At 55.9% G+C, this 19,477-nt stretch carries 16 protein-coding genes, 5 tRNA genes and 1 pseudogene; 7 read left to right on the top strand and 15 right to left on the bottom strand.

Annotation, left to right across the window (positions count from 1 at the left end):
• Window positions 1-86 precede the first annotated feature (86 nt).
• From clpX to gltX, 10 genes are all read right to left on the bottom strand, one after another.
• Complete coding sequence (gene clpX / locus BN874_RS06225) at window positions 87-1,373, bottom strand: ATP-dependent Clp protease ATP-binding subunit ClpX (RefSeq protein ID WP_034431543.1); 1,287 nt, start codon at window positions 1,371-1,373, stop codon at window positions 87-89.
• Window positions 1,374-1,514: 141 nt separating this feature from the next.
• Window positions 1,515-2,150: an ATP-dependent Clp endopeptidase proteolytic subunit ClpP gene (clpP, locus tag BN874_RS06220; protein ID WP_034431542.1), complete on the bottom strand. Its 636-nt coding sequence runs from the start codon at window positions 2,148-2,150 to the stop codon at window positions 1,515-1,517.
• The gene (tig, locus tag BN874_RS06215; protein ID WP_034431541.1) at window positions 2,147-3,484 is read right to left on the bottom strand and encodes a trigger factor; all 1,338 of its coding nucleotides are present in this window, start codon (window positions 3,482-3,484) and stop codon (window positions 2,147-2,149) included. The genes clpP and tig overlap by 4 nt, the downstream gene beginning before the upstream one ends.
• Before the next feature lie 103 nt (window positions 3,485-3,587).
• Window positions 3,588-3,672: transfer RNA gene (locus tag BN874_RS06210), tRNA-Leu, on the bottom strand.
• A gap of 165 nt (window positions 3,673-3,837) precedes the next feature.
• A tRNA-Lys gene (locus tag BN874_RS06205) sits at window positions 3,838-3,914 on the bottom strand.
• A 53-nt stretch (window positions 3,915-3,967) separates the two neighbouring features.
• A tRNA-His gene (locus BN874_RS06200) sits at window positions 3,968-4,043 on the bottom strand.
• 29 nt (window positions 4,044-4,072) lie between these two features.
• Window positions 4,073-4,149, bottom strand: a tRNA-Arg gene (locus tag BN874_RS06195).
• A 43-nt stretch (window positions 4,150-4,192) separates the two neighbouring features.
• Window positions 4,193-4,269: transfer RNA gene (locus BN874_RS06190), tRNA-Pro, on the bottom strand.
• Window positions 4,270-4,353: 84 nt separating this feature from the next.
• Window positions 4,354-5,790, bottom strand: coding sequence for a cysteine--tRNA ligase (cysS, locus tag BN874_RS06185; protein ID WP_034431540.1), 1,437 nt, complete (start codon window positions 5,788-5,790; stop codon window positions 4,354-4,356).
• Window positions 5,791-5,844: 54 nt separating this feature from the next.
• Window positions 5,845-7,251, bottom strand: coding sequence for a glutamate--tRNA ligase (gltX, locus tag BN874_RS06180; RefSeq protein WP_034431539.1), 1,407 nt, complete (start codon window positions 7,249-7,251; stop codon window positions 5,845-5,847).
• 102 nt (window positions 7,252-7,353) lie between these two features.
• On the opposite strand from gltX, the gene BN874_RS06175 reads away from it, so the two are divergent.
• The 7 genes from BN874_RS06175 to BN874_RS06145 all read left to right on the top strand — a co-directional run bounded on the left by BN874_RS06175 (window position 7,354) and on the right by BN874_RS06145 (window position 12,109).
• Window positions 7,354-7,974, top strand: a complete 621-nt coding sequence (locus tag BN874_RS06175; RefSeq protein WP_051497490.1) for a peptidylprolyl isomerase — start codon at window positions 7,354-7,356, stop codon at window positions 7,972-7,974.
• An 8-nt stretch (window positions 7,975-7,982) separates the two neighbouring features.
• Window positions 7,983-8,480 (top strand): peptidylprolyl isomerase, encoded by a 498-nt coding sequence (locus tag BN874_RS06170; protein ID WP_034431538.1) that lies wholly within the window; start codon window positions 7,983-7,985, stop codon window positions 8,478-8,480.
• Window positions 8,481-8,486: 6 nt separating this feature from the next.
• On the top strand, window positions 8,487-9,227 hold the full coding sequence (gene lpxH / locus BN874_RS06165; RefSeq protein WP_034431537.1) for a UDP-2,3-diacylglucosamine diphosphatase: 741 nt from the start codon (window positions 8,487-8,489) through the stop codon (window positions 9,225-9,227).
• Window positions 9,224-9,694 carry a DUF1249 domain-containing protein gene (locus BN874_RS06160; RefSeq protein WP_034431536.1) on the top strand — a complete coding sequence of 157 codons (471 nt, stop codon included), beginning with the start codon at window positions 9,224-9,226 and terminating at the stop codon, window positions 9,692-9,694. The genes lpxH and BN874_RS06160 overlap by 4 nt, the downstream gene beginning before the upstream one ends.
• Before the next feature lie 157 nt (window positions 9,695-9,851).
• Window positions 9,852-10,334 (top strand): Rrf2 family transcriptional regulator, encoded by a 483-nt coding sequence (locus tag BN874_RS06155; RefSeq protein ID WP_034431535.1) that lies wholly within the window; start codon window positions 9,852-9,854, stop codon window positions 10,332-10,334.
• A gap of 30 nt (window positions 10,335-10,364) precedes the next feature.
• Window positions 10,365-11,585 (top strand): IscS subfamily cysteine desulfurase, encoded by a 1,221-nt coding sequence (locus BN874_RS06150; RefSeq protein WP_034431534.1) that lies wholly within the window; start codon window positions 10,365-10,367, stop codon window positions 11,583-11,585.
• A 44-nt stretch (window positions 11,586-11,629) separates the two neighbouring features.
• Window positions 11,630-12,109, top strand: a complete 480-nt coding sequence (locus BN874_RS06145) for a pyridoxamine 5'-phosphate oxidase family protein (RefSeq protein WP_051497489.1) — start codon at window positions 11,630-11,632, stop codon at window positions 12,107-12,109.
• Here BN874_RS06145 and gspF read toward each other — a convergent pair.
• From gspF to gspD, 5 genes and pseudogenes are all read right to left on the bottom strand, one after another.
• A complete protein-coding gene (gene gspF / locus BN874_RS06140; RefSeq protein WP_034431533.1) occupies window positions 12,094-13,311 on the bottom strand; it encodes a type II secretion system inner membrane protein GspF in 1,218 nt (405 codons plus the stop codon). The two genes, BN874_RS06145 and gspF, sit on opposite strands and share 16 nt — an antisense overlap.
• A gap of 36 nt (window positions 13,312-13,347) precedes the next feature.
• Window positions 13,348-14,922 (bottom strand): SAM-dependent methyltransferase, encoded by a 1,575-nt coding sequence (locus BN874_RS06135; protein ID WP_081756184.1) that lies wholly within the window; start codon window positions 14,920-14,922, stop codon window positions 13,348-13,350.
• 3 nt (window positions 14,923-14,925) lie between these two features.
• Window positions 14,926-15,715, bottom strand: a pseudogene (locus BN874_RS06130) (restriction endonuclease).
• Window positions 15,716-15,869: 154 nt separating this feature from the next.
• Complete coding sequence (gene gspE, locus BN874_RS06120; RefSeq protein WP_034431530.1) at window positions 15,870-17,387, bottom strand: type II secretion system ATPase GspE; 1,518 nt, start codon at window positions 17,385-17,387, stop codon at window positions 15,870-15,872.
• Window positions 17,384-19,474 carry a type II secretion system secretin GspD gene (gspD, locus tag BN874_RS06115; protein WP_081756186.1) on the bottom strand — a complete coding sequence of 697 codons (2,091 nt, stop codon included), beginning with the start codon at window positions 19,472-19,474 and terminating at the stop codon, window positions 17,384-17,386. Before gspD ends, gspE begins: the two co-directional genes overlap by 4 nt.
• Between the last annotated feature and the right edge of the window lie 3 nt (window positions 19,475-19,477).

Below are 19,477 nucleotides of genomic sequence, written 5' to 3'. Positions count from 1 at the left end.
ACTGCACATTTTCAAGCCCCCCACTGCAAACAGGGCGGAAAAAGCGGCCACCCGGCGTGATTCACCGGGGTGGGAAAGGTTCCCCCTCAGTCGTTTCCGGTAGCGCGCCGTTCGGCGTTTTCGTAAATGAAATACGGTTTGGTGTGGCCTTCGACTACGGAATCATCAACGACCACCTTGCAAACGTTCTGCATACTGGGCAGGTCATACATGGTATCGAGCAGTATCTGCTCCAAAATAGTACGCAGACCGCGGGCGCCGGTCTTACGATTCATCGCCCGGCGCGCCACTGCTCGCAACGCTTCATCGCGGAATTCCAAGTCACTACCTTCCATCTCGAACAGCTTCCTGAACTGCTTGGCAATGGCATTTTTGGGTTCAGTCAAAATTCGCACCAAGGCATTTTCGTCCAGTTCGGTCAAGGTCGCCACGACGGGCAAGCGCCCGACAAATTCCGGGATCAATCCGTATTTGATTAAATCTTCTGGCTCAACCGCCATCAACACCTCGCCGACATTTTTGCCGGCGTCCTTGCTCTTGACCTCCGCCGAGAAACCAATCCCGCCCTTCTCGGAACGGCTGCGGATCACCTTATCCAGACCTGCAAACGCGCCACCACAAATAAATAAAATATTGGTGGTATCTACTTGCAGGAATTCCTGCTGCGGATGCTTGCGCCCACCCTGCGGCGGCACCGAAGCGATAGTGCCCTCGATCAGCTTCAGCAGTGCCTGCTGCACCCCCTCACCTGATACATCGCGGGTGATTGAGGGGTTATCGGACTTGCGCGAAATTTTGTCGATCTCGTCAATATAGACAATACCCGTCTGCGCCCTCTCGACATCGTATTCACACTTTTGCAGTAGTTTCTGAATGATGTTCTCTACATCCTCACCGACGTAGCCTGCCTCGGTCAGCGTCGTCGCGTCAGCGATAGTAAAGGGTACATTCAGCAGCCGGGCCAGGGTTTCAGCCAGCAGGGTCTTGCCCGAACCGGTGGGGCCAATCAACAGGATGTTGCTCTTGGCAACCTCAATATCAGGATTCTTGGCTCGCCCCGCATGTTGCAAATCAAGCCGCTTGTAATGATTATAAACGGCCACTGAGAGTACCTTTTTGGCGCGCTCCTGGCCGATCACATACTCATCGAGAACCTGGTTGATGTCGTGCGGCTTGGGTAGTTTGCTCGCGGCGACTGGAGCGCTCTCTTCCATCTCCTCACGGATAATGTCGTTGCAAAGTTCAACGCACTCATCGCAAATGAATACGTTTGGTCCAGCAATCAGCTTGCGAACTTCGTGCTGACTCTTGCCACAAAAGGAGCAATACAACAGCTTATCATCGTCGCTCCTGTCATTTCGGTCTCTGCTCATAGTGAAATCCTCATCATCGCGTTGGCGGGGGAACCAACAGATGCAGGGGGGCGACGGATGCCGCAGGAATTGAAACCGACGGCGGAACGCGACTCAGACCGCGACGCGACCCCGACGGCAGCGTGGATAAGAATCGGCTATTCAACGGGTAACAGCAGAGATGCGCTGATTTAACACGGCATCAATCAGGCCATACTCGACTGCCTCGGCGCCACCCATGAAGTTATCGCGGTCGGTATCCACCGCGATCTTCTCGACGGGTTGGCCGGTGTGTTTGGTCAAGATACGATTGAGTCGGTCGCGAACCAGCAGAATTTCCCGGGCGTGAATGTCAAAATCGCTGGCCTGCCCCTGAAACCCACCCAGCGGTTGATGAATCATCACCCGCGAGTGCGGCAGGCAAAATCGCTTGCCCGCCGCGCCGCCAGCCAGCAGCAGCGCACCCATGCTGGCAGCCTGTCCCACGCACATGGTGCTGACATCCGGCTTGATAAATTGCATGGTGTCGTAGATAGCCAAACCGGCGCTAACCGATCCACCTGGCGAATTAATGTAGAGATGGATGTCCTTGTCCGGGTTTTCCGCCTCCAGGAACAGCAGTTGCGCTACTACCAGATTAGCAGCGTAATCCTCGACGGGTCCAACCAGGAACACCACTCGCTCTTTCAGCAATCGGGAATAAATGTCATAGGCCCGCTCGCCGCGCGCCGTCTGTTCAACCACAATAGGTACGAGATTGAGCGCCCGGATCGAGGTGGAAGCAGTATTTTCATTCATTCCGCAGACTCCTGATCCACCGGATTCAGCGCCGATGCCTTGTTGGGCGTCATAATCTCGGCGAAGGTACTGGTTTTTTCGGTCACCTGCGCTCGCTCCAGCAACCAATCCACAACCTGCTCCTCGATCACCAAAGCACGTATGCTATCGAGCGCCTGCGGTGTCTGCTCGTACCAGCGTACCACTTCGGTGGGTTCTTGATAGGTAGCCGCGACGGAATGCAGATGATTTCGAACCCGCTGATCGTCCACCTTGATATCCTGAGCGGTTGCCAATCGGGAAATCAGCAGACCCAAGGCTACTCGCCGACGGGCATCGGCCTCGAACACGTAGGTCTTAAGCTGTTGAGTGCGCTCGTCGTCAGCGCCGGGTGGAAGACGCAATTGGCGGGCCAATTGCTCAATCTCACTATTGATCAGCACCCGTGGCAGCGGAATGGCATTAGCAGCCAACAGTCCCTGTAGCACTTGATGCTTGACTGCCGCATTAATGCCTTGGCGTAATTCGCGTTCCATATTCTCGCGCAGCGACTGCCGCAGAGCGGCAACACCGCCTTCCTTGACATCAAAACTCTCGGCGAAGGCATCATCTATTTCGGGCAGATGGGCTTCTTCGACTCTATGCAGCTTGATCTGGAAGTGAGCGACCTTGCCGGCGACTTCCTTAGCCTGATAGTCTTCTGGAAAAGTCAGATCAAACCCGGTTTCAGCACCCGCGCTTAGACCAACTAGGCGATCTTCAAAATCCTTGAGCATCGTTCCCTTGCCCAGCACGATATCAGCGTTCTCCCCCTTGCCTCCTGCGAAGCCTTGACCATCGCTGGCACCTTCAAAATCGAAACGAACCCGGTCGCCTATGCAAGCCGAACGCTCTACCGCGTTCCAGATCACCCGCTGCTGACGCAGAGTTTCGATCATATGATCCACATCCTGATCGGTGACTTCCGCTACTGGCCGCTCGACTTTGATATTCTCGAATCCGGACAATTCAAACTCGGGCATGACTTCAAATGTGGCGCAGTACTCCAGATCCTGGCCTTCTTCCAGCATTTTGGGCTCAAGCCTAGGCCCCCCCAACGGATTCAGTTTTTCCTGAACCAATGCCTCACGCAGGCTGTGCTCCATCAGTTCGCTGACTACCTCGTAGCGCGCCTGATCGCCGTACATCCGCCTGATAACTTTGAGCGGCACCTTGCCCGGACGGAAACCGTCCACTTTGAGTCGCCGGGACATGGATACCAGTCGATCCTGGATCTCCCTGGTGACTTGTTCTGCGGGCAACTGTACCGTCACCCGGCGCTCCAGATCGTTCAGCGTCTCAACTGAAACCTGCATCGATGCACCTCAAAACTTTCAATCATTGTGTTAGCGAACCCGCCAACGCCTGTTATCCAAAAGACAGGAGCTAGGTCAACCGCTCCCGAGCGCACGGCATGAATGGTGCGAAAGGAGGGACTCGAACCCTCACAGGTTACCCTACTGGAACCTAAATCCAGCGCGTCTACCAGTTCCGCCACTCTCGCGATGAATCGTGCTACACCGCAAAATAAACAAAAAACACCCACATGCAGAATGCTGCCACCCTTTAGAACAAGTATACAAGACAATGAGCTTCCCCGGGATAGTCATCGAGGTCGCTCTATCTGTGGCAGATGAGAATAGACAAAAAACCGCAGGTGTTTTGAAGATGGTGGGCCGTGTAGGACTCGAACCTACAACCAATTGATTAAGAGTCAACTGCTCTACCAAATTGAGCTAACGGCCCGAAAACGAGTGCGAATGAAACTAAAAATTGCTTACCAAAAAAACAGGCTTGAATGGGGTGAGCGATGGGGCTCGAACCCACGACCACCGGATCCACAATCCGGAGCTCTGCCAACTGAGCTACGCCCACCATTGCAACTTCACTGAATGAGCCGGGTTTGGCGCGCCCGGCAGGACTCGAACCTGCTACCCTCAGCTTAGAAGGCTGATGCTCTATCCGGATGAGCTACGGGCGCATTGTCACGAACCACAACTCCTTGCTCCAGGCGAACTTGGTTTTGGTCGGGGTAGAGGGATTTGAACCCCCGACACCCTGCTCCCAAAGCAGGTGCGCTACCAGACTGCGCTATACCCCGTCGCCAACTCACCTCAACGATTCCACGCGTCCATGCAGGATTGCGGATTCTATTTTTGAACCCGGCTGGCGTCAAGCGGGTTTTTCACTCCCGCCGCCAGATTGTGCCCTTCGGAGTATCCTCCAGCAGGATCCCCGCTTCTTGCAACAGGGCACGAATCCGATCCCCTTCCGCCCAATTTTTCGCTTTTCGGGCGGCGGTGCGCTGGTCAATCAACACATTAATCTGTTCTTCGGGGATCGTGGCAACTGTTAAGTCTGCGACAGAAGTCGTAGAACGGGACAATATGGAACTAACCAGAAAAATAGATTTGCCCTGAAGAAGTCTTTCAGGATCATCTTGTAACAATCCCAAAGCCCCTCCTAAATGCTTTAACGTAATGCCCAATCGTGCCGCCGCCGCTTCGTCTTCAACCCGTAGGCGATTGATCTCACGCGCCAGATCGAACAGTACCGCCAGCGCTTCGGGCGTGTTGAAATCATCGTCCATCGCCTGCTCGAACCGGGTGCGCCAACCTTCTTCAACTGGAGCTTCCACCATGGGCAATCCACGCAACGCCGTATACAGCCGGGTCAACGACGCTTTGGCATGTTCCAGATTCTCGTTGGCATAATTCAACGGACCCCGATAGTGACTGGATAAAATAAAAAATCGCACCACTTCGGGTTGGTAGCGTTGTAGCACTTCGCGAACCGTGAAGAAGTTGCCCAGCGACTTGGACATCTTCTCGTCGTCCACCTGAACAAAACCGTTATGCATCCAGATGTTGACATAACGATGGCCACTAGCGGCTTCGGACTGGGCGATCTCGTTCTCGTGATGAGGGAATTTCAAATCCATGCCGCCGCCGTGAATATCAAAATGCGCGCCCAGGCAGCGGGTAGACATCGCTGAACACTCGATATGCCAGCCGGGCCGACCTGCACCCCACGGCGACGGCCAACTCGGCTCACCGGGTTTAGCGGCTTTCCACAGCACGAAATCCAGCGGATCATTTTTGTCATCCTCGATCTCGACTCTGGACCCTGCGCGCAAATCATCCAGTTTCTTGTTAGCCAGTCGCCCATAACAGTCGAAGCGGCGCACGTCGTAGTACACATCGCCGCTGCCGCCTGCGTAGGCAAAACTTTTGTCCAACAGGGTTTGAATCAGGGCAACGATATCGGCTATCGCCTCGGTGGCGCGTGGCTCATGGGTCGGCGGCAAAATTCCCAGCGCCGCCAAATCCTCGTGCATAGCCTGGATAAAGCGAGCGGTCAGATCGTGGAAATCCTCGCCATTTTCCTGGGCGCGGCGGATGATTTTATCGTCAATATCGGTGATGTTGCGCACATAGGTCACATCATAGCCCTTGTCGCGCAGCCAGCGCAGCACCACATCGAACACCACCATGACCCGCGCATGACCGACATGACAGTAGTCATAAACTGTCATGCCACAGACGTACATCCGCACCTGACCTGCATCAATGGGATGGAATTCTTCCTTCTGGCGGGTCAGGCTGTTGAAAATCCGCAACATGGACAAAATCTCCATAAATGACGATAGGGGTTGATTCAGAGCATATCGGTCGAATTAACAACAGGCTTGCAGACGCTGGCGAATCCGTTCGGGTGACAGCAGCGCCAGAACCCGAGCCAGTTCCGGACCATGGGTTTCGCCGGTCAGTGCTGCCCGCAGCGGCATGAACAGCGCTTTGCCCTTGAGACCGGTGCGCCGCCGCAGGTCTTCAACCAAGGGTTGATAAGCGGCGCCCTGTTCGGCATACGCAGCCAGCGCATGGGTGAAAAATCCAGGACCGGCCTGAAAAATAACCGCCTGACTTTCAGGAGTGGCGGTCAACACTGCGCCGAACAACCGTTCTGCCCAAAAGCCGGCATCGCTTGGAAAGCGGACATTGGGTCGAACCGTGGCGATAAATTCCTCTTGGCAGGCCAGCGGCACCCTAGCGTGGATCGCCAGCCTCATCCAGTCCCAAAGTCGTTCCGGGTGAGTATGCCGCACCGCTTCACTCTGCCAGTGCAGCAGTTGCGCCGCATCATAGCGAGCCGGGGCGCGGCCCAGGCGTTCAGGCGCAAAGCCTGCGGCTAATTCAGCCGGATCCATCCAGCTATCGCGCTCGTAGCTATGGCCGAGCCGCGCCAGATAGTTCAGCAACGCTTCCGGCAGATAGCCCGCAGCCCGCAACTCACGCAGGCTAAGATCGCCTTCTCGCTTGGACAGCGGCCCGCCGTCACTGCCGACGATCAACGCCAGATGACCGTACTCCGGCGCCGGCAGACCCAGCGCTTGCAGTAGCAATAACTGACGCGGGGTATTGGTGAGATGATCTTCGCCGCGCAAAACCTGGGTCACTTCCATCAACGCATCGTCTACCGCATTAGCAAAGAAAAACTGCGGCGTGTCATCGGCCCGTCGGATCACGAAATCGCCGATATCGGCGCTGGCGAAGCGCTGCGGGCCACGCACCCGGTCGGTGAATTCCACCGTTTGCGCCATAGGCACCCGGAAGCGCAGCGTCGGTTGTAAACCCCGCGCTCGCCGTGCCTGCCGTTCAGCCTCGCTTAACCGGGCGCACGTCCCCGCATAGCGCGGCGGACGACCAGCCGCCAGTTGCAGCTTGCGGCTCAGTGCCAGTTCCACCGGGGTGCAAAAGCAGGGATACGCCTGATCCGTGGTTTCCAGCAATTTATAGTATTGCGCATAGATCGCGGCTCGCTCCGACTGGGCGTAAGGCGCTTGCGGACCACCAACTTCCGGCCCTTCCTGCCACTCCAACCCCAGCCAGCGCAAATCCTCCAGCAACGCCGCGACATACTCAGAGCGACTGCGTTCCTGGTCGGTATCTTCGATCCGCAATAGAAACTGCCCTCCCCAATGCCGGGACCACAGGGCGTTAAACAGTGCGGTACGGACATTGCCCAAATGCAAATAGCCGGTCGGACTGGGGGCGAAACGAGTTTTGATGGTCTTTATGGTCATAGTCCAATCATGGTATCGGAAAGCGCTCACGCCACCAAATATGGCGGTGTACGTATCCACTGACTATCATGTCCCATCATTTCCGTAACCAAGCGACTTTCCATGCGCAAAATATCCCTGTTACTCGCCACTGCTCTCAGCCTGGCCTGCTCCATCGCCTTGGCCGGCTCCCAAGTTCGGCTGGATACCAGCCTTGGTCCGATCACCCTGGAATTAGCCGATGACAAGGCTCCAAAAACCGTGGAAAACTTTCTCGGCTATGCCCGTGAAGGTTTTTACAACGGCACGATCTTTCACCGGGTTATTGACAGTTTCATGATCCAGGGCGGTGGCTTCAGCACCGATTTCCAGCAAAAGCCGACCCGCGCCCCGGTTGCCAACGAGGCCGATAACGGCCTCAAGAACTTGCGTGGCAGCGTTGCCATGGCCCGCACCAGCGATCCCAACTCTGCCACCGCCCAGTTCTTCATCAGCGTCCAGGACAACCCCAACCTGGATCACCGCTCGCCTACCCCGCAGGGTTGGGGTTATGCCGTATTTGGCAAGGTGATCAGTGGCATGGAGGTGGTGGACAAAATCCGCCAGACTCCCACTGGTAATGGTGGCCCAAGCGGACGGTTCTCCGACGTACCGACCACCCCGGTCGTCATCACTGCGGTTACTGTTCTCCCGGCCCCGACCCTGGCAGCGCCCAGCGTCGGCGAACCCACCCCTCAAAAATGAGTACGCTCATGATCCATCTGCATACCAATCTAGGCGTTATCGGGATTGAACTTGACGTTGACCACGCCCCGGCTACCGCCGCCAACTTTCTCCAGTACGCCAAGGAGGGGTTTTATGAGGGCACCTTGTTTCATCGGGTGATCCCCAGCTTTATGATTCAGGGCGGTGGTCTCGAAGCGGGGATGAACCCGAAAACAACTCGCGCCGCCATTCGCAACGAGGCTGAAAATGGGCTAAAAAACCAGACCGGCACGGTCGCTATGGCACGCACCTCCGAACCTCACTCGGCCAGCTCGCAGTTTTTTATCAACCTCAAGGACAATGACTTTCTCGATCACAAAGCGCCGAACAGCCAGGGTTGGGGCTATTGCGTATTTGGCCGAGTGGTCGAGGGCATGGATGTAGTCAACGCCATCGCCGGCGTCGCTACCACCAGCCGGCGCGGTCATCAGGACGTGCCGGATGCTGACGTGATCATTGAAAAAGTCGAAGTTGTGGGTGAATAAGCAGCAATGACCACCTTGTTCATCTCGGATCTGCACCTCGATCCGGCTCGCCCCGCCATCACCGCTTTACTGCTGGATTTTCTGGAGCAGCGGGGGCGGCGAGCCAAGGCTTTGTACATCCTGGGCGATCTGTTCGAGGCGTGGATCGGCGATGACGACGATACAGAATTGGGTCGGACCGTCATGAAAGCCCTGCGGGCGCTTACCGACCACGGCATTCCCACCTATTTTTTGCATGGTAACCGTGATTTCCTAATTGGCGAGCGGTTCGCTGCCGCCAGCGGCGTCCAACTGTTGCCGGAAAGCGTAACCATCGAACTGGCGGGCGAGCGGGTGCTGCTGCTGCACGGCGATACCCTCTGCACTGACGATATGGAATATCAGGCATTTCGCGCTCAAGTCCGCACCCCGGCCTGGCAGGCGCGAACCCTGGCTTTGCCTCTGGAACAACGGCGGGCGCTGGCCGGCCAGTTGCGGGAAACCAGCCAGCAGGCTCTCCAGCAAAAAGCGGCTGACATCACCGACGTCAACGTAGCTGAGGTTGATCGGGTGATGCGCACCCACCGGGTTCATCGCCTGATTCACGGCCATACCCACCGGCCAGCCATTCACAACTGGAGCCTTGACGGCCATCCGGCGCGACGGGCGGTATTGGGCGATTGGCATCAGCAAGGCAGTGTCCTGTATTGCGATGCGGCAGGCTGGCGGCTGGAATCCCTGTCCTCGTCCAGCGTCGCGCAGCAATGATTCTGATCCGCCCTTCCCACACCGGGCTGATCCAGCACGATACCCCCGGTACTTTTGCAGCACTGATGGACTTATACGAACGCAACTACATTAATCTGCGTCGCCTACTACCTGTCATGCCCTCAGTACAGACTGCTCGCGTATCACGGATCTGTGGCGGACTGGATCTGCACCTGCGAGTTATTGATCGCTGTCGCTATACCAGCGAACTGCTCCTGAGCTACCAGTTTGACCAGGACGATGGTTCGGTCATCGCCGAGCCGAATCTGCGGATTCGGGTATATCATGATGCCCGAGTGGCCGAGGTGCTGGCAGCTCAGCCGCGCCACCCGCCCACCTTTGCCGCTGACCTTTTCGGCTGCCATCCGACCCATAGCGCCTCGCTCTTTGCCCGCTGGCGAAGCAACCGCTTCCTCTATAAGTGGCTCACTTACTGTCTGCGGCAAGGCCACTATTTCGCTGAGTAAGCTGCCGGATCAGCCGGAATATCCCCGGAAATTCGCGAAATTATGCAGATATTGTTCGCCAAAATTAGTTGACTAATCTAATAGGTTAATATAGTTTCCCTACTTAATACTCAGGAATTACCTTTTTTCAATACACCACTCAGCGGGGTCACTGACAATGAAACTTTCGACGAAAGGCCGCTATGCGGTCACTGCGATGATGCATTTAGCGATTCACGACAAGTATGGCCCAGTGACGCTGGCCGAGATTTCCCAGTGCCAAGGTATTTCACTGTCCTATCTGGAACAGTTGTTCGCCAAACTACGCAAGCGCACGCTGGTGGAAGGGGTACGCGGGCCAGGCGGTGGTTACCGGTTGGCGCGCACGCCGGATCAGGTTACGGTTGCCGACATCATCAGCGCGGTCGACGAACGGCTGGATGCGACCCGCTGTTGTGGCAATGAGAACTGCCAAAACGGTCGGCGCTGTTTGACTCATGAGCTGTGGACTGACCTCAGCCGGCAGATATTTTCCTTCCTGGAAGGGATCACGCTGGCGCAGTTCGTCGAACGCCCAACAACCGGTGATATTGTGCGCCATCAGAACAGCCGGCGGCGCGACCGCTCTTCCGAGCGCTTTATCGCACCGGCCATGATGTAACCACAGCCGGAACGGCTCACTCGTTACCCGATGGATTTGCCGATCTATCTGGATTATGCGGCGACCACGCCGGTTGATCCCCAGGTCGCGCATCTCCTGATCCAGCATCTGAGCCGGGGCGGAGTTTTCGGCAATCCCTCCTCGGCTACCCATCCTTTCGGTCAAGCAGCAGCCCGGGCGGTTGAAGCCGCCCGGGTGCGGGTTGCCACCCTGCTGAACGCTGATCCCCACGAAATAATCTGGACCTCTGGCGCCACTGAAGCCAATAACCTGGCTCTGCAAGGCGCTCTGCGTATCTGCGCCCACCAAGGCCGGCATCTGATCACCAGCAAAACCGAACATAAAGCGGTGCTGGATGTGTGTCGGCGGCTGGAACGGGACGGTTGCGTCATCGCCTATCTGGACCCGGACCCGAATGGACTGATTCCGCCGGATCGAGTGGCAGCAGCGCTGCGTCCAGATACCGTGCTGGTATCGCTGATGCACGTCAACAACGAAACCGGTGTGGTGCAAGATATTGCCACCATCGGCCAGATCACCCGCCAGCGCGGCATCCTGTTGCATGTAGATGCCGCCCAGAGCGCGGGCAAACTGCCGCTCGATCTGCAAACGCTGCCGGTGGATCTGCTGAGCCTGAGCGCCCACAAACTGTATGGACCCAAGGGGATCGGCGCACTGTATGTCCGCCAGCGTCCTCACCGGGTACGGTTGGAGCCACTGCTGTACGGCGGCGGTCAGGAGCGGGGTTTACGCGCTGGCACCTTGCCCACCCATCAGATCGTTGCCATGGGTAAAGCCTGCCGCATCGCGAGCGAGAACATGGCGGTTGAACAAGCTCGAATCCGAGCCTTGCGCGACCGGCTTTGGTACGCCTTGGCGGCATTGGGCGATGTGCTATTGAACGGCCATCCCGACGACAACGTGGCGGGTATTCTCAACCTCAGTTTCACCGGCATCGCCGCCGAAGCATTGCTTACGGCGATTCCAGAGATCGCGGTTTCTACCGGTTCCGCCTGTACCTCCGCCGGCAACGAACCTTCGCATGTGCTACGGGCGATGGGCTGTGATGCAGTTCGGGCGCGTGGTGCGGTGCGCTTCAGTCTGGGCCGTTTCACCACGGCGGAGGAGATTGAATACACCGCTCAGAGGGTGAGCGCGGCAATCCATCGGCTTCGGAAGCTATCGCCATTATGGGAACTGCGCCAGCGGGGACTGGACCAGCGCGTGGTAGACTGGGCGGCAGTGCCATAAGCTGCGCGCCGTTCAACCCGTGACTGTGTTGAGGAACAGGATCGATGAATATTCAGGAACAGCAATTGATGGTGGACCTCATTCGCAGCCGGCGCTGGGCGGCGCTGGCCACGCGCGGCCCCGATGGGCCGGAAGCCTCCTGGGTCGCCTATGTCCCGGAGGCCGATTTCAGCGGTTTTCTGCTGCATCTCAGCACCTTGTCCGCGCACACCCGCAACCTGCTGGCCGACTCACGCGCCGGATTGGCCATCAGCGAACCAGAGCGGGACGATGAAGATCCGCAAACGCTGGCACGGGTGATGATTCATGGCCGGGTCGAGATCATCGCCAAGGACAGCGCGGACTACCGGGCAACCTCACGGCGCTACCAGGAGCATTTGCCTGATTCGCCCCCGCGCTTCGAGTTCGGTGATTTTCTGCTGCTACGGCTGACGCCGGCGCGAGTGCGCTTCGTCGGTGGTTTCGCTCGCGCCTACCTGTTTGACGACATAGCCTTGCGAGCGGCGGCTCAGCGCACCAGTTGATTGAGATCGAAGATCGGCAGCAGGATCGCCAGCACGATCACCAGCACCACCCCGCCCATCACCAGGATCAGCATCGGCTCAAAAATGCCCAGCAGCGCCGCGATCAGGGTTTCGGTCTCGCGCTCCTGCTGCACCGCCGCCCGTTCCAGCATGTTCTCCAACCGGCCACTGGCCTCGCCACTGGCAATCAGTTGCACCGTCATCGGCGGAAAATAGCCACTGGCGCTGACCGCCTTGTACAGACTGGCGCCTTCCTTGACCCGCAGCGCCGCCTGCTCCACCGCTTCCCGCATCGGCAGATTGCTCAGCACCTGGGCGGAAATCCGCATCGCTTCCAGTACCGGCACGCCACTGGCCATCAGGATGCTGAAGGTGCGGGCGAAGCGGGCGGTATTGGCGCCGCGGATCAGGCGCGCCAGCAGCGGCATGAGCAGTAACACTTGATGCACCCGCCGCCGGAATCCGATCCGGCGCAGAGCGTACACCCAACTGGCGGTGCCCGCTGCCAGCGCCGCCAGCACCAGCCAACCGGATTGACGCAGAAAATCGCTGACCGCGATCAGGCCACGGGTCAGGGCGGGCAATTGCTGGTTGAGGCTGCTGAAGACTTGAACCACTTGCGGCACCACATAGGTCAGCAGGCCAGCGACGATCAGGACGGCAACGGTGGTCAACAGCAAGGGATAGAACAGCGCCAGCCCGACTTTTTGGCGCATTTGCTGGCGGGCCTCGGTGTAATCGGCCAGCCGCTCGAATACCACTTCCAGATGGCCGGACTGTTCGCCGGCGGCCACCGTCGCCCGGTACAGTTCCGGGAACACTTGCGGAAAATCGCCCAGCGCGGTGGCCAGGGTGTGGCCTTCCAGCACCCGGGTGCGCACCGCCAGCAACAGACCGCTCAATCGCGCCCGCTCAGCCTGACGCGCCACTGCACCCAACGACTCTTCCAGCGGCAGGCCGGAACCAACCAGGGTCGCCATTTGCCGGGTGATCAGCGCCAGGTCGGTGGCGCTGATCCGCACCTGTCCGCTCCACCACTGCCGGCCACGCCGCCGCTCCTGGCTGGCGACTTCTTCGACCCCCAGCGGGTTCAGGCCACGTTCGCGCAATGCTTGACGGGCCAGGCGCGGCGTATCCGCCTCAATCAGCCCCTTGCGCTGGCGACCCCGATCATCAAGTGCGGCGTATTGAAAGGCAGGCATGGCGATGGAAATCGAGTAGGAAAGGATGGAAAGACTTCAAATGCAGCCCGCTTTTTTAACGTCATCCTTCTGCCGTGCAAGATACGCCAAATTGCGTTCTGCTATTCTTAGTTTTAACTGGCCCTGACTGGATTTCGATATTGCTTGAATCCAATGGAAATACTGTTCTTCAATAGCAAGCTCTTGGGCTAAAGCCTTGAATGATAACCTCCTCAATATCTCGGAGGTAATGGGTCTCTTTTCATCCCAGAAAATCATTGATTCAAGTAATTCAGATGCAGGTTTTGAAGAGACAAGTTTATATATAAACTCTGCTTCTTCTGCGCTATAAAAAGACAAAAAATAAACTGTATCATCGAATACTACTGGACGATCATTTATTGGGCCTACAACCACAAAATTCAGTTTCTTATACAACCCTGAAATAGCGATCTTCCATTCTGTAAATGTATATTCTCCAACACCAAAAACTGAGAAGGGTGGCTTATTTTTGTAGATAGAACTTGCTCTTTTTTCCAAGTAACTACTGTGTTCAGAGAGATACCGCCACGTTTTTGGTGCATTTTCCGAGATAGAACTTGTATCTTCTCCCACAGATTTTTGAGTCATCAAAACCATTCTTCGATTTAATTTAACCCGCCTGTTTCCAATATCAGAACTTTTTAACAGCGGATATAAATAATTGCTCTCCAAATCGACAAGTTCGCCAAGCCCGTTTCGCAAGTAGTTACCTACCAGTTCTAACTCCATCACATCTGAACAATCGTGCTTTGCTCCTGACCGCCAGATATAGTGTGGATCTTGTCCTACTAGATGTTTCCACTTTTCGTAGGCGTCTACATTTTTAACAATAAAACCATCTCTATCATCAATAACGTATGAAGCCTGTTTTAAATCAAGCCGTTCATAAACTTCATACCCTGAATGTTTTATATCAACAGTTAGGACAAAAAGACATGCATCGACCGACGCGCCAAAATGAATTTTAGCATCAATAAGATATATATAGCCTGAAAATTGGGTTACGCGGCCCTGCCTAATTTGGCGCATTACTTTCCTAGCAACAGAGTATTTACATAATATGGCTATCATGCCCTGCCTATTTGATAGCCAATCAACATATCTGAGCAACATCCACTCCGAAATATCAAAGTTACCCAATCCGGTTATTGCTTCAATTCCCCGGCGATTCTGAAAGTTAGATTTTGCAGGAAGATTTTTGCTGTTGAGCAAACCTAGTTCACTGCTTGTTACCCAAGGAGGGTTACCAAGAATCAGAATATAACCTGGCAAATTCTTAATAAGATATTCCCAATTGGTATCAAAAAAATCTGACTGATTGATTTGAATTTCATTTGAGCTAAAAAATCCGTTTACCGAAGAGTTAGCCTCAGCTACATATTGATCGTTAATATCAAATCCTAAGATTTTTGATCCACTAAAACCACAGGCGGCGGCGCGGATAAAGGCACCTTTTCCACAGCTAGGTTCGATGATTACATCGGGTTGGATAGCATGATTCCTCTTAAGCGTTTCAATCACTTCTTTAGCAAGATTTTCAGGGGTTTGAAAATCACCAAACTGCCATTTATCAATCGATTTCTTCGCCATTATTTATCGAACCCTTATGATGCCTGTAACGACACCTGCCTGTTGAATAACGCGACCATATTGAAGCCTCCATTGTAGAGCATTTGAAATTGTTAAATAACCTTGAAGTAGTGGAGACTCCAGAATACGTTCAGCAAGTTGATCAGCACCAATTTCATCTACAGGAAGATTTCTTTCGGTTATAAATGCGACAACATCATCTTTATTACCTTCTCTCTCCAAAATTTCTAACAAACCTTTAGTGGTCTGAAAATCGGCAGTGCGTTCTTTTTCAACAAATATCGTGTGCTGCATATTCAATCTGCCCGTCTTTTTCTCATGATCGTCAAACTTATCATATACGAATATCAACAAGTGGTATCCTAATCCAAACACTTTTTGAGATGCAGATTTGAAAGGACAAGAAGATTGTGGCTGTTTAATGCTGGTAACTTTTATATCAATCTCAAGACCTGGAATATCAATTCCAGACGCAGAATTTCCTTGTTGGTAGCTGTAATTTTCTGACAGATAAGAAATAAATTGGTCCTGTAAATTTTCCTGTGATGGCGAGGGTTGGTAGCGTCAGGCTAGGGTGTTGACTGAATCCAACTCATTGATTTCAATAGGTGATGTTTATTTTATCTGTCTGTCCCACAGTTCCGATCACAGGAAAATTTACAGGAGGAATAAATTTGTGTTCAAGATAGGTGCCGACTGCTTTTCCGTCGGTTATACCGTAAAGGGTTGGCTCATCGTATGAAGTTTCTATTTCAGCGAATTTTGCCGCTTCATCCTTGATGTGTTCTATCATCAGTTCTGGCTTCACTTTCACTCTCTTAGTTGCACTTAACGATTAGAAAACACCCTGTAAAGAGACTTGTTTCACACCGAACAGGTACACTGAACCCTATTAAATTTTCCGCGTCTTCACATTCGCAAAGAGAACAATCTCTGCTAGAAAATCCTCAATCTTCCCGCGTCACCCGCACCAGTTCCGCCAGCGCAGTATCGCCGGCCAGCACCCGGCGGCGACCGTCATCGCGGATGCTGCGGCTGGACCGCCGGGCATGACGTTCCATCTCCTGCTCGCCTTTGCCCTCGTGAACCAAGGTTTGCATCGCCTCGTCCACCGTGACCAGCTCGAAAATGCCGGTGCGGCCCCGGAAGCCGGAATGATTGCACTGCTCGCAACCGACCGGCGTATACAACGTCGGCGGCGTCGCCGGATCGATACCCAGCACTGCACAATCCGCCAAGCTGGCGAGATGCGGGTGCTTGCAGTGGGGACAAAGTTTGCGCACCAGCCGTTGCGCCAGTACGCCAATTAACGAGGACGACAGCAGAAATGGCTCTACCCCCATGTCACGCAAGCGGGTAATAGCACCGACCGCGCTGTTGGTGTGCAGGGTCGAGAGAACCAGATGGCCGGTCAGCGACGCCTGTACCGCGATTTCAGCGGTTTCCAGATCACGGATTTCACCAACCATCACCACGTCAGGGTCCTGACGCAGAATAGCGCGCAGGCCGCGAGCAAAGGTCATTTCTACCTTGGTATTCACCTGGGTCTGGCTGATGCCATCCAGGTAATACTCAATCGGGTCTTCCACCGTCATGATGTTGCGCTTACGGTCGTTAAGCTGAGTCAGCCCCGCATACAGCGTCGTGGTCTTGCCGGAACCGGTGGGACCGGTGACCAGCAGGATGCCATGCGGGCGATGGATCAGTTTCAGCAGCCGGGTTTCGTCCTCCGACTCCATGCCCAGATGGCGCAAATCCAGCCGGCCTTCGCGCTTGTCCAGCAGTCGCAGCACCACCCGCTCGCCGTGTCCGGTTGGCAAGGTCGAAACCCGCACATCCACCGGTCGCCCGGCGACCCGCAACGAAATCCGCCCATCCTGTGGCAACCGCTTTTCGGCGATGTCGAGATGAGCCATCACCTTGACTCGCGACACCAGCAGCGGCCCCAACGCCCGGGGCGGCTGCAAGGCTTCCCGCAACACCCCGTCCACCCGGAACCGCACCAGCAGCCGATTCTCGAAGGTTTCAATATGAATATCCGAGGCGTTCTCCTTGATCGCTTCAGTCAGCAGGGCGTTAATCAGCCGAATGATCGGCGCATCATCGGCGCTTTCCAGTAAATCTTCCGGTTCGGGCAGAGCCAAGGCGACCTGATTCAAATCCATTTCTTCACCCAGATCTTCCATCATCCGCGCCGCGCCGTTGCTATCGCCCTCGTAGCTATCCTGCAACAGCCGTTCAAAACGCTCGGCGGGCACCAGGGTTGGACGTAACGGCGCGTTCAGATAGCGGCGCAATTCCATCAGACTGTGCGGGCTGACCCCAGGGCGGTAGGCAACATTGAAGCCGCTCTCGGTCTGTTCCAGCACCAGCACCCCATGACGCTTGGCGAAGGCATAGGGCAGGTGACGTGGCAGCAGATGATCGCGCTGGTCTGCCGTGACCAGCACCGATTCGGCGCTCATTTGTTGCCGAAGCCGGATTCTGCGGGAGCCAGCGGCGGGGGTGGCGGCGGGGGTGGTGACGGCGGAGCCGCTGGCTGCGTATCGAGAATCGTCCCTTGCGCCCTGACCTCTTCCACCGGCTTCAACACCGGCGACTGCACGTTGGGCAGCAGTGAAACCTCGCGGGTGCGCGCCGCCAGTTGTTGATCGCGGATATAGCTGTATTTGCTATCGGTGTGCAGCGTTCCCTGCCCGGCATCGCGCAGAATGACCGGATGCAGGAACACCATCAGATTGCGCTTGAGCTTGGTAGTGTTGCGGTAGCGGAACAGGCCACCCAGCAGCGGCAAGTCCCCCAGCAGTGGCACTTTTTGCGCGCTTTCGTCGAGCTTGTCGTCAATCAAGCCACCTAACACCAGAATCTGCCCATTTTCTACCAGTACATTGGTCTTAATCGCCCGTTTATTGGTGGTTGGTCCCTGGGTGGAAGCATTGGCCGATGGCACCACATTGGAAACTTCCTGGCTGATTTCCAGTTTGACCGCGTTGCCTTCGTTGATCTGCGGCTTGACCTTGAGCTTGATGCCGATGTCCTCGCGCTGGATGGTCTGGAACGGATTGCCAACTTGTGAGGTACTGTTGCCACTGGTCGCGGTAGTGTAGGAGCCGGTGACGAAGGGTACATTTTGGCCGACGATGATTTCTGCCTCCTCGTTGTCCAGCGTGACCACGGTCGGGGTGGACAACACGTTGGTATCGGCATCCTTGGCCAAGGCGCTGATCAGCGCGCCAAAGCGATTATTGCCGGTGAAATCGCCCACACCGATCTGGATCCCCTGCGGAATTCGCGCCGCCGAGATCGCGGTTAAGTCACCTTGATCGGCTTGGGCCGCCAACCCGATGATATTAGCCAGGCTGGAGGTGCCGGCGTCGAAGTTGGTGAAGCCTATGGCATTGCTGGTGCCTACTGCCCATTGCACCCCCAATTCAGCGGTCTTCTCGGCCGAAATTTCCGCGATCACCGCTTCGACCAGCACCTGGGCACGGCGAATATCCAGTTGCGCAATGATGGTCCGCAGCGACCGAATCATTTCCGGCGGGGCCGTGATTACCAGGGAATTAGTGGCCGCGTCGGCCTGAATATCGACCAGACTGCTGCTGCTGCTGCTACTGGGTGCCGCGCCTGGAACCTGCCCCGGCAGCGGCGCACTGCGCCCGGCCTCGCCGCTCAGGCTTTTGCTGACGCCCTGCAACACCGTCATCAAATCCTTGGCCTTGGCATAGCGCAGATAGACGACTTGAGTGTTGCCACCGCCGTCCCGTGGGGTGTCCAGATGAGTCACCAGCGCCCGCAGCCGCAACCGCGATGCCTTGTCGCCGCTCAGCAGGATGCTGTTGGTGCGCTCGTCCGCCACCATTCGTGGCGGCGTACCTACGGCGGCAGCCGGATCGTTGCGGGCTTTGCCTTGTTCCAGCGCAGTCAGCACCCGCACGATCTCCGTGGCCGAGGCATGACGCAAGGCCACAATCTCGACTTCTTCATTACTGGCCAAATCAACTCTAGCGATGATGCTGGCGATGCGTTCCACATTGGCGGCGCTGTCGGAAATGATCAGCACATTAGTCGGGGTATAAGCGGCCAGATGACCCTGCGGCGGAATCAGCGGACGCAGGATCGGTACAATCTGGGCGGCTGAAACATTTTGGACCTGAATCACCCGGGTCACGATCTGATCGGGTTCGACGCCGCCCCGCTGATCCACCGTGGGAATGCTCTCCTGCTTGGCTCCGGCGGCGGGCACAATCTTGATCACATTGCCACTGGGCACCGCCGCGAAGCCGTGAACGCCCAGCACCGCTAAAAACACCTGATAGAGTTCCTTCTCATCCATGGGCTTGGCGGAAATAATGGTAACTCGGCCCTTGACTCGGGGATCGACAATGAAATTCTTGCCGGTCAGTACCGACATGCTCTCCACCAGTGCGTTGATCTCGGCATCCTTGAGATTCAGCGTCACCGGTGCCGCGTTCACCGGAACAGCCAGAATCGCACTTAGCAACAACCCACCCAAAGCGCGGCGGCGCAGTGCTTGTCGTCGAAAAATCATGGC

Source organism: Candidatus Contendobacter odensis Run_B_J11 (assembly GCF_000531125.1).
GTDB classification, from domain to species: Bacteria; Pseudomonadota; Gammaproteobacteria; order Competibacterales; family Competibacteraceae; genus Contendibacter; species Contendibacter odensensis.
The sequence above is the reverse complement of the archived record's forward strand: the minus strand, read 5'-3'. Positions and strand labels throughout refer to the sequence as shown.